The organism is Actinomycetota bacterium (assembly GCA_040755895.1).
Lineage (GTDB): Bacteria > Actinomycetota > Aquicultoria > Subteraquimicrobiales > Subteraquimicrobiaceae > Subteraquimicrobium.
Genome location: JBFMAG010000152.1, coordinates 1 through 10,316, shown reverse-complemented (window position 1 = coordinate 10,316; position 10,316 = coordinate 1). Strand labels below are relative to the sequence as shown.

General features: G+C 45.1%; 11 protein-coding genes. All 11 read right to left on the bottom strand.

The annotated features are described in order from the left end of the window. Window positions 1–643 (bottom strand): DNA repair protein RecO (gene recO, locus AB1466_07285; GenBank protein ID MEW6189887.1); only part of this gene is annotated, 643 nt, incomplete at its 3' end. Window positions 644–704: 61 nt separating this feature from the next. Beyond that, the gene (deoC, locus tag AB1466_07280) at window positions 705–1,424 is read right to left on the bottom strand and encodes a deoxyribose-phosphate aldolase (protein ID MEW6189886.1); all 720 of its coding nucleotides are present in this window, start codon (window positions 1,422–1,424) and stop codon (window positions 705–707) included. Window positions 1,425–1,647: 223 nt separating this feature from the next. Next, entirely contained in the window at window positions 1,648–2,040 is a 393-nt protein-coding gene (gene cdd / locus AB1466_07275) for a cytidine deaminase (protein ID MEW6189885.1), read from the bottom strand. Window positions 2,041–2,153: 113 nt separating this feature from the next. Further along, complete coding sequence (locus AB1466_07270) at window positions 2,154–3,428, bottom strand: hemolysin family protein (protein MEW6189884.1); 1,275 nt, start codon at window positions 3,426–3,428, stop codon at window positions 2,154–2,156. Between the two features lie 124 nt (window positions 3,429–3,552). Further along, window positions 3,553–4,260, bottom strand: a complete 708-nt coding sequence (locus tag AB1466_07265) for a diacylglycerol kinase (protein MEW6189883.1) — start codon at window positions 4,258–4,260, stop codon at window positions 3,553–3,555. Beyond that, window positions 4,257–4,709: an rRNA maturation RNase YbeY gene (gene ybeY, locus AB1466_07260; protein MEW6189882.1), complete on the bottom strand. Its 453-nt coding sequence runs from the start codon at window positions 4,707–4,709 to the stop codon at window positions 4,257–4,259. Before ybeY ends, AB1466_07265 begins: the two co-directional genes overlap by 4 nt. Continuing rightward, the gene (locus tag AB1466_07255) at window positions 4,690–6,813 is read right to left on the bottom strand and encodes an HDIG domain-containing metalloprotein (protein MEW6189881.1); all 2,124 of its coding nucleotides are present in this window, start codon (window positions 6,811–6,813) and stop codon (window positions 4,690–4,692) included. Before AB1466_07255 ends, ybeY begins: the two co-directional genes overlap by 20 nt. Further along, a complete protein-coding gene (locus tag AB1466_07250; protein ID MEW6189880.1) occupies window positions 6,800–7,756 on the bottom strand; it encodes a PhoH family protein in 957 nt (318 codons plus the stop codon). Before AB1466_07250 ends, AB1466_07255 begins: the two co-directional genes overlap by 14 nt. Window positions 7,757–7,873: 117 nt before the next feature. Next, window positions 7,874–8,317 (bottom strand): GatB/YqeY domain-containing protein, encoded by a 444-nt coding sequence (locus AB1466_07245; protein MEW6189879.1) that lies wholly within the window; start codon window positions 8,315–8,317, stop codon window positions 7,874–7,876. A gap of 100 nt (window positions 8,318–8,417) precedes the next feature. After that, window positions 8,418–8,762: a histidine triad nucleotide-binding protein gene (locus tag AB1466_07240; GenBank protein ID MEW6189878.1), complete on the bottom strand. Its 345-nt coding sequence runs from the start codon at window positions 8,760–8,762 to the stop codon at window positions 8,418–8,420. A gap of 191 nt (window positions 8,763–8,953) precedes the next feature. Beyond that, window positions 8,954–10,255 (bottom strand): tRNA (N(6)-L-threonylcarbamoyladenosine(37)-C(2))-methylthiotransferase MtaB, encoded by a 1,302-nt coding sequence (mtaB, locus tag AB1466_07235; protein MEW6189877.1) that lies wholly within the window; start codon window positions 10,253–10,255, stop codon window positions 8,954–8,956. Window positions 10,256–10,316 lie beyond the last annotated feature (61 nt).

Here is a 10,316-nt window from a genome sequence, read left to right as displayed (position 1 = left end):
CAATCCCCGATATCTCCTCGATATCCATGAAAAGCAATCGATTGAGCATATCGATGGATTGAGAAGAAATTGGAATGGCATTTAAATCGGCGTGGTTGCATCTCATGCACATTATACCACCTAATTCGCAACTAAATTTGGCCCTCGAGCTTGATGCACTTAAGTGTCTCCCGCAAATAACACAATTAAAGAGACTGGGATGAAACCCTGAAATGGACATGAGTTGAATATCGAAGGCGATGAGGAGGAGTCGAAAGTTCGCTTTAATTCTCGCGAGAGTTCCCAAAACGTTGAGGAGAAACTCAAAAAGCTGACTATCTTTCTCCCCCTCGGGAGCGATTTTGTCAACCAAGTCGAGCATGGCCAGACCATATTCCACCTTCTCTAAATCGTCTCGGATATCCTTGAAGGAGGAGACGATCTCCGCTTGAGCGACGGTATCCAAATTCCTTCCCTGATATACCAGTAGATCTACATGAGTGAAAGGTTCGAGTCTACTGCCAAACTTACTGGTCGTTCTTCGAATGCCCTTTGCCACTGCACTTATTTTACCTCGAGAATTGGTGTAAATTGTAATTATTTTATCCGCTTCACCGAGTTTTATGGATTTCAGTACAATACCTTGGGTCTTATATAAGGACATCCAAAATCCCCCGCAACTCCACTTCAGCTCGGGAGCTCAGTAGCTCTGAAGCTTCGAGCTATCATGACTTCTGACCCTTAACCCCTAGCCTTTGGAGGAATTCTTCCATAATCTGGACTCCAGCACTCGTTCCAATTCGGGACGCACCAGCATCTAGCATCGTCACAACCTGTTTGTATGTTCTTATGCCCCCGGAAGCCTTAACACCTATTTCAGGACTTACTGACTCCCGCAAGAGCATTACATCCTCAATGGTAGCACCTCCCGGACCAAACCCCGTTGAGGTTTTAACAAAATCCGCTCCTGCCTCCTCGATGAGTCTGCAAGCAATGCGCTTCTCCACATCGGTGAGATAGCAAGCTTCTATGATCACCTTGACTAAAATGGTACCTGCACTTTCCTCGATTTCCTTTTGTCGTACTACATCCACAACGGCATGGATATCACGGTAGACGATATCTAAATCTCCAGCTTTTAGGGCTCCGATGTTCATCACCATATCGATCTCTCGAGCCCCCCGTTCAATTGCATTCTCGGCTTCAAAACGCTTGGTGGTTGGGGTGCTCGCCCCCAGGGGGAAACCCACCACGGTGCCCACCTTCACGGGGGAACTCTTAAGAAGCTCAGCGGCCAAATTAACGTAAAAGGGATTGACAAATACCGCCGCAAAATTATATACCCTTGCTTCCTTGCATAACCTCCTTATATCCTCCGGGATTACATCTGGTCGTAAGAGGGTATAGTCGATGCTTTTGGCCAGCTCTCCTTTAGTGATGGTCATCCGCGCCTCCTAGCAATCGATGGATAATTACCAGAAATAAGTTAATTATGTGCCATAGACATAGTTTCAGAAAGGTGGCTCAAATCCTAAATCCGAAATCCCTTGTGCTTAGAATTTGAAACATTCCTTGTGCTCAAGGACAATGTTTTGGCAAAAAGAGCTTCTACCCCAGGCGATTCATGTTAGCCTATAAATAATATTATTTGGGAAGATTGATATAATACTATCCGAGTACAAAAGGTTTGGGAAGTAGCTCCCTAGCGGTCATTACGAGCTGCTTCCCCTCAAGATTCACCATAAGAATGGATATATCCGGATTGAATTCAAAAAGAACCTGCCTACACGCACCACATGGAGAACACGGTTCTTTGGTATCCGTCACAATCACGAGTTTGATAAAATCGCTGCATCCTTCAGAAACAGCCTTTAATAGGGCAACCCTCTCGGCACAAATGGATAAACCATATGAGGCATTCTCAATATTACATCCGGTGAAAATTCGACCATCAGAAGCCAAAAGAGCCGCTCCAACTCTAAAATTAGAGTAAGGAGCATAAGCTTTGAGACGAGCCTGTTTTGCGATCTCGATTAACTCTTCTTCTTTCAACGTCCTCAATCACTGCAAATTTAAGATACATTTTATAGCCTAGACATAATTCACGCTTAATAATTTGATAAGATGGCTCTTAGAGATCACTCTATTATGTCTAGGGCACGATGCATTTTGGATTATTTTGACTGGCTTTCGAGTTTATCGGGATTTTTGGTTATTAAAATCTTAGAAATTCTTCTCCCAATGACCTTTTCTACGGTGAAGGTGAGTCCCTCGAAATCGACCTTCTCTCCTTCAGATGGAATCTTGCCCACTAAATTATAAACAAAACCACCGATCGTATCACATTCAAAATCGGGAAGATTTATGCCCAAAATCTCATTTACCTCATCCAAGTTGACTCTGGCATCGACTCTTATATTGTTATCATCGATTTGCTCGATCATGACCTTTTCCAAATCATATTCGTCGTAAATCTCTCCCACTATTTCTTCAAGAAGATCTTCTATGGTAACAAGCCCAGCGGTGCCTCCATACTCATCGACCACTATGGCCATACGTTGTCTCCTGCGTTGGAGCTCCCTTAAAAGTTCGCTCACCTTTTTCGTTTCAGGGATATAATGAACCGGTCGAACGAGTTTTTTCAAAGAAATTTTTGCGTTCCCCTTCGCCACCTGAGTCAAAAGGTCCTTGGAATATATGATCCCTATGATATTGTCCACGGTGTCTTCATAGACGGGAATTCTGGAATGTTTCTCCCTGGCGATGAGATCGAGAACCTCTTCCAAAGAAGCATTACTATCCACGCACACCATATCCATCCTTGGAACCATTACTTCTCTCACAACCGTATCCCCAAATTCAAAGACGCTATGGATCATTTCCTTCTCTTGTTCCTCAATTACGCCCTCTCTTTCTCCCACGGAGACCATCGTCCTTAGTTCCTCCTCAGTGATGAATGGACCTTCCTTCATGGTCTTCCCGCCAAAAAGTCTTATGAACGTGTTGGCAATAAAAATGAACAATCGAGCTATGGGAAAGAGAGCCATGCACAGGAGGGAAATGGGTCTGGCAACCAATAATGCAATTCGCTCCGCATTCTGTGCAGCGAAGGTCTTGGGTGTAATCTCTCCATAAACAAGAACTAAGAAGGTAACCACGCCGGTGGAAATTACGGCGGGATAGCTTAGACCAAGATTTGCCGCCATGACTGCGGCCAGTGAAGCGGCACCAATATTCACAAGATTATTCAACAAAAGAATCGTGGCCAAAAATTTAGTTGGGCGTTCCAGTAAAGCATCTAAGATAGCTGCCCTCGAAACTTTTTCCTCGACCATGTGTTTAACTTTTATGCGATTCACCGAGGTAAGAGCGGTTTCAGCGGCAGACGAAAAAGCAGAAAGCGCAAGTAAAATCAGGAAACCAATCAGCGATAATGTGCTACTTTCCAAGTTAACTCCTCCTAATACCATCGTACAGCATCTTATGCCCTTCCCACAATATGTATCATTCCCACAATATGCATCAATTATTGGCTTTTACATTTTGCATTCGCCTGGGCTCCAAGGCATATCGCTATAGATGAAAAAGTTGGAAAATTAGAGCCGTGACCAGGATACCTAGGGTAGCACCGGTCAAAACCTCGATATAAGAATGAATACCATATTCCATCCTACTATGGAATACCAGTAGTGCCAGGAGGAAACCTAGAGTAGCTATGAGAACATCGTTGCTAATAAAAGCGATGGCTGTAAAGAGACAACCGGCAAGAGCACTATGCCCGCTGATCATTCCCCCTCGAAGAAAACTCTTCTCCCCTGTCCAGGCTTTCGCCGCAATTGAAAGCAAGATTACAAGCAAGATTCCAATGCAGGTTATATGAATGGATGAATGCCTTACAGCCTGCAATATTCTTAAGGTATAGGGATTTAGCCTTTTGAAAAATATCAGATAGCCGAGAAAAACAGCGTTTAAGCTGGCAACAAGCACAGCAGCAGCCGCTATATCCTTGGCGATCTTTGCCAGAGGATCGAAGGTTGTGGTCACGACGTCGATGGCAAATTCAATGGCGGTGTTAATAAGCTCGGTTATGAATACCAGGGAGATAGCGAAGAGCAAAGCCATAAATTCAATGCGACTTACGTTTAAAATGAGACTTGCCCCGAGCACAACCGCGGCCACGAAGAAGTGAATTCTCATATTCCTTTGGCTCTTAAGGACATAGATTATGCCATCGATGGCATAGTTAAAACTCTTTAAAAGAGAGCGATTCTTCGTCTTCACCTCTGGCGTCGCCCCTTAAAAAAGCGGGATAAAATTTCCCTCTCTCGATCTCTCATGAGCTTAGCTCTCTTGCGTTCTTCATGATTGTAGTGGAGCAGGTGCAATATGCCGTGAACCAGCAACAAACACAATTCCTCGATGATGGATTGTCCATATTTTTTTGCCTGGTGTTCTGCAATTTCAGGACAAATTACAACCTCGCCCAAAATTTTTGGGGAGGACGCTGTTTCGGGGGTCTCCTCCAACAAGGGAAAGGAAAGAACATCCGTCGGTTCATCGATACCTCTATATTTCAAATTCAAATTACGGATTTCCGTTTGATCCACTAAAGCTACACTCAATTCTACGAGTGGTTCAACACCCTCACAAAGCAACGTATAACGAGCTAAGTCCCGGAGTAAACCCAAATTAACGGGGAACTCGGACTGGTTACTCACGAGGATTTCCATGAGAAATGGCTCCCGACTTCCCAAGACCCTTTCCGATGGGATATTCTCCTTCGGATCCATATGATATACGAGTGTGATAAATACTCGTTAACTCATTGACAAAAGCCTGAGTAACCTTTTCCAAATCACTTAGGGTAAGATGGCTTTCATCAAGCTGACCATCCTCAAGTTTATTGCGGATGATCTTCCTTATTAGTTGCTCGAGACGAGCGGGGGAGGGCTTAGAAATGGTTCTGGCAGCAGCTTCTACGGAATCCGCGAGCATAACAAAGGCGGCTTCTGGAGTCTGCGGTTTTACTCCGGAGTATCGAAAATCTGCCTCACAAACTTGTTCCTTTTCCACCTTCTCTTTAGCCCTGTGGAAGAAATAACTGACCAAACTCGTCCCATGATGTTCACGGATGATATCGATGATCTCCTTTGGTAATCTATATTTCTTAGCTAGCTCTACACCCTCTTTGACGTGAGCGGTTATTATCAAGCAACTTAAGTTTGGATTTGTCCTATCGTGAGGGTTCTCTCCTCCAAGCTGATTCTCCGTGAAGAAGAAGGGGCGCTTCATTTTGCCGATATCGTGGTAGTATGCACCTACCCGAGCGAGTAAGGGATTCACACCCACGTTCTCAGCAGCAGCCGCTGCAAGATTTCCCGTTACCACACTGTGATTGTACGTTCCCGGTGCCTTCATCATCAACTCCCGCAAAAGAGGGTTATTTGGATTAGAGAGCTCGAGAAAGCGAATATCGGTGGTGATATGGAAGGCGGATTCCAGGAAAGGCAACATCCCTATGGTCAGCACTCCGGAAAGGAATCCGCTGACCAGTCCCATACTACAACTGAATAGCGTCTCCCGCAAAGTTAGACCAGCTATAAAGCTTACGGCAAAGCATAGATAGAATAAACTTAAGCTGACTAAAAGAGCGGCCCGGGTAAGATCACCCCGGTGAGAGATGCGAGAGACCATATATATTGCAAAAAGTCCGCTTAACACAGCCACTATTACATACTGCAGACTCTCCGTCATTACCCCGGTGAGCAACCCACTCAATAAAAGCATAACCATGGCAACTTGAGGATTGAACAAAATGGTGGTGAGCATGGCAATTCCTGCGATGGGGATGAGATATGGTGAAAAGAAGGGAATTACAATCTTTGCCATCAAAACCGCCATGGTCAATAATATTCCCAAAAGAAAGATCAACCGACCACTGTCGAAGACCTTCCTTTGATACTTGTATAGATAGACGCCAAAAGCCCCAAGCACACTTAAAACGAGTAGAGCAAGACCCGATATCTTTTTTGCTCCGGCGCCCTTCAATAAGCCCAATTTCCTCAAAATTTTAAGTTGTTGCTCGGAGACGATTTCGCCCTCCCTTACAACTATTTCTCCCTTCATCTTCTTTATGATATAGGGTTTAACCATAGCCGCCGCTTGTCTCCGCAACTTCTGAGTTTCCTTGGGATTGAAAAGATAGTTAGCCTCCAAGAAAGCCGAACCCACCTCAGCTATGACCCTATTCTTGTCTCCCCCGAAGGGGAGTTCGCTGGCAATTGCATGCAACTCCCCCTTCTTGGTCGCTAAATCCTCCTTCTTGACGTGGCCATGCATTAATCCAGTCACGATTTCAACTGTCTTAGACCCCAGCCTGTTTAAATCTTCATCTGAGAGATTAAGGCAGGTCTTCAAGATATCCTCGGAAATTATCGGTCCGAATTCGTTACGAAGCAAATCGAGTCGGGCTTGGGGTGTCAAAGTCTGATTCGATTTCGCCTCACGCACAGAGTTGAAGAAGTCCCGGATATTCCCCTCAACGCGTGTTGATGCTGTTGCATCGTACTTGTAAACCTTCTTTACACCTTCATAGGCCTTCCTGCGCAGGGTCTCCGTCTTTGCTACATCCTCAAATTCGATGGTTCGAGGTGCTTTAATGGTTAAGGGGCTTGGCTTCCGAACCCTGATGCGGCTGATTCCCTGAGGGAAAAAACTCACGGAGAGAATGGTGGTCAAAGCCACGAAGAAGAGTAATGCCAACGCAACATATTTAAAGATGGGAATCTCTGAAAGATCTTTGATGACCTTTCTAAATTTATTAACGCCTATCATGAATATCCCCCAAAACTGAAGGGGCTTTTTTACTCTCCTCAAAATTTTTATAGGCCTCTACGATCCTTTGGACGATCTTGTGGCGCACCACATCACGCGCGGTGAGATGAATAAAGCTAATGCCCTCTATACTCAAGAGAATTTTCTCCACAATTATGAGCCCCGATTGTTGATCGTGGGGAAGATCAATCTGTGTTACATCCCCAGTTACCACGATCTTCGAGCCAAAGCCCAACCTCGTCAGGAACATCTTTATCTGCTCGGGAGTGGTATTTTGAGCCTCGTCGAGGAGGATGAATGAATCATTTAGAGTTCTCCCCCTCATGTACGCCAGGGGGGCAACTTCGATGGTGCGTTGATCCATGAGTCTTCGGATTTCTTCCGCGTCCATCATATCGTAGAGGGCATCGTATAAAGGTCTCAAGTATGGATCGATCTTCTCATATAAGTCGCCGGGTAAAAATCCCAATTTCTCTCCGGCCTCAACGGCTGGACGGGTGAGGATAATTCGCCCAACAGCCTTACTTTTTAGTGCCTGAACTGCCATGGCCATTGCCAGATAGGTCTTACCGGTACCGGCAGGTCCTATCACAAAGGTAATCGTGCTATTCCGCATGGAATCAACATATTTTTTCTGTCCAATAGTCTTTGGCCCGATAGCTTTGCCTCGATGAACGAGAATGGTATCCGAAAAGACTTCAGAAGGAGGAATTTCCTCCTCGCTACGAAGGAGCTCCACGGCATGACTTACGCTTTGTGGGGTAAGGTGCTGTCCTTGAGCGAGTACATTGAGGAGCTCTCGGAAAAGGTTGGCAACGATTTGAACCTCCTCCCGATCACCCGCGATCGTTATCTCATTTCCCCTGACGAGAATGTTACTTTTTTTAAATTGCCCTTCTACAATTTTGAGTAGCTCATCACGGTGTCCCAAAAGGTCAACCATGGATTGATCGCTGGGGACGGATATCTTGACTTCCTTCGATTTCTTCAACGCTGAAAACCTCTCTTATATATCTACTTTGACCTATTATATCACACCATTGAGAAGTTTTATCCCGAGCTAAACCAACATCTCTCGCGTCATCTCGCTAACTCTTTTCTTATCGGCTCTGCCCACGATCTTGGGTATTATAGCGCGCATCACCTTTCCCATATCCCTGGGACCCTTCGCCTCAACCTCTGAAATCGTCTCCCTTATGAGCGCTTTGATTTCCTCCTCAGAAAGTGGGGGAGGGAGATACGCTCTTAAGACATCCGCCTCAAACCTCTCTTTTTCAGCGTGACTTTGCTGCCCCACTCTTTCGTACTCTTTAGCAGCTTCTTCCCACTTTTTCATTTCCCTCGCGATGACCTCTATCACTTCCTCCTCCGTTAACTCTCCCCTCCTTTCTATTTCGGCATTGTGAATCTCCGAAAGAAGCAACCTGAGCGCCGATAGTCTATCATGATCCCGATTTTTTAGCGCTTCTTTCGTATCCGCTTCGATCCTTTCCTTTAACTTCACATTAATACACCCCCTCTTTTAGTCGGTAGTTCCTTAGTCGGGAGTCCGTAGTAATTTTTTCTTAAGCCCCTCACTACCCACTCCCAACTATCAACTCGTTTTAGCCTAGGAGTCCGGGTAGCTTCTTTCCGCCAAGAAGATGAAAATGTAGGTGTTCTATTTCCTGACCAGCTTCAGTCCCGATATTGGAAATTAATCTAAAACCTCTATTGGCGATCCCCTCCTTTGAAGCAATCTCCTTGGCAGCAAGGAAAATATCCGTGACCACCTGAGCATCTCCCTCGTCTAACCGTTCCATGGGATTAATATGCTTTTTGGGAACCAACAATATATGAACGGGAGCTTGGGGATTAATATCCCGAAAGGCGATAACTCTCTCACTCTCAAAAACGATTTGGCTGGGAACCTCACCCCGAACGATCTTGCAAAATATGCACTCAGCCATAATATCAACCCCTTTAATATATTTATATTAGATCTTATGCCTAGACATAGTTCCAGAAAGGTGGCTCAAATCCTAAATTCGAAATCCCTTGTGCCTAGAATTTAAAATACCTTTGCTTAAGGACAATGTTTTGGCAAAAAGAGCTTCTGTCGTAGCTGATTTATATGTCTAGATATATTTAGATCTTTTATTTAGATCTTTTGACCCGCCCTTTGATATAGAAGTTTGCCATATAAGCATCCATTTTCTGCTTGTAAAGCATGAACCGTGGCTAACTCGCCTTTAAGCTCCGCTGGTCCTTCAAAATATACTCGGATGTAATTGTCGGTGAGCCCGGTTAAAACTCCATTGTGGATCCGCTCCACCAGTACCTCTAAATCCCTCCCCATAAATCCTTTGACGAATTCGGCAGCCAGAACTCGATTTAACTCGATCAATTCTGCTGATCTCCTCTCCTTCACCTCCGGTGGAATCTGATTGGGAAGAGAAGCGGCAACCGTCCCCTCACGGGGAGAGAACTTAAAAACATGAGTCTTTCTGAACCCCACCTCCATCATCAAATCCCTGGTTCGATGGAATTGCTCCTCCCCTTCCCCAGGAAATCCAACCATCACATCGGTGGAGATGGCAATTTCCGGGATGTTCTCCTTTATCTCTCGAATGATTTGAAGATACTCCTCGCGCATGTAATCCCTATTCATGGACCTTAATATCTCGTTATCTCCGCTTTGAAGGGGAACATGGAGATGTCTGCAGAATTTTGAAGAAGATGCCATGAGTGCTATCAGCTCTGGTGTAATCTCCTTAACCTCTAAAGAGCTGAGTCGAATTCTGGCAAGGGGCATCCGGGCTAGAGCAGATAAGAGTTTAACGAGATTGGTCTCGGTCGGTAAATCCATACCATACTTGCCCAAACGAATTCCCGTGACCACTATTTCTTTGACACCGCTTTGAATCAGCTCTTCAACTTCATTGAGGATTTCCTCCTCTTGCCTACTGGAAATGGTACCCCTAACGTAGGGGACGATACAGTATGAACAAAATTGATTGCATCCGTCTTGAATTTTCACCAAAGCCCTAGTGTGTAACCGTTGAGGTTTGGCGTGAGAAAGCGATTTGGAAAGTTCACTTTCCACGCCTGAGATGGAGAGCTTCTCAACGATTAACTGAGCCAGCCGAGTTTTCTCCTCATTTGGCACCGCGAGGTCGACACCGGGAATTTCCCAAATCTCGTAAGGGTTTCTGTCAACATAGCAACCAGTGACTACAACAAAGCCCGAGGGATTTCTCCTCACGGCTTGTCTTATCTTCTTGCGACACTTGCGATCGCTGGTACTGGTAACGGTGCAGGTATTAATGACATAAACATCTGCCTCTTCCGAGAAATCCACGAGTTCGAATCCTCGGCTCAAGAATTCTTTGATCATCGTCTCGGTCTCATACTGATTTACCTTACAACCCAATGTATAAAAGGCTACCCTTGGCACCTTCATCCCTCTTTCCCACCTCGATTATAGCAACTTAGAACATATGGGTCATAAAACCATAAATTTT

Bases quoted from the DNA above. Each gene is read 5' to 3' on its own strand.
- AB1466_07250 (MEW6189880.1), bottom strand. From the start codon at position 7,756: ATGGTTGACCTTTTGGGACACCGTGATGAGCTACTCAAAATTGTAGAA.
- deoC (MEW6189886.1), bottom strand. From the start codon at position 1,424: ATGACCATCACTAAAGGAGAGCTGGCCAAAAGCATCGACTATACCCTC.
- AB1466_07240 (MEW6189878.1), bottom strand. From the start codon at position 8,762: ATGGCTGAGTGCATATTTTGCAAGATCGTTCGGGGTGAGGTTCCCAGC.
- mtaB (MEW6189877.1), bottom strand. From the start codon at position 10,255: ATGAAGGTGCCAAGGGTAGCCTTTTATACATTGGGTTGTAAGGTAAAT.
- AB1466_07255 (MEW6189881.1), bottom strand. From the start codon at position 6,813: ATGATAGGCGTTAATAAATTTAGAAAGGTCATCAAAGATCTTTCAGAG.
- ybeY (MEW6189882.1), bottom strand. From the start codon at position 4,709: ATGGAAATCCTCGTGAGTAACCAGTCCGAGTTCCCCGTTAATTTGGGT.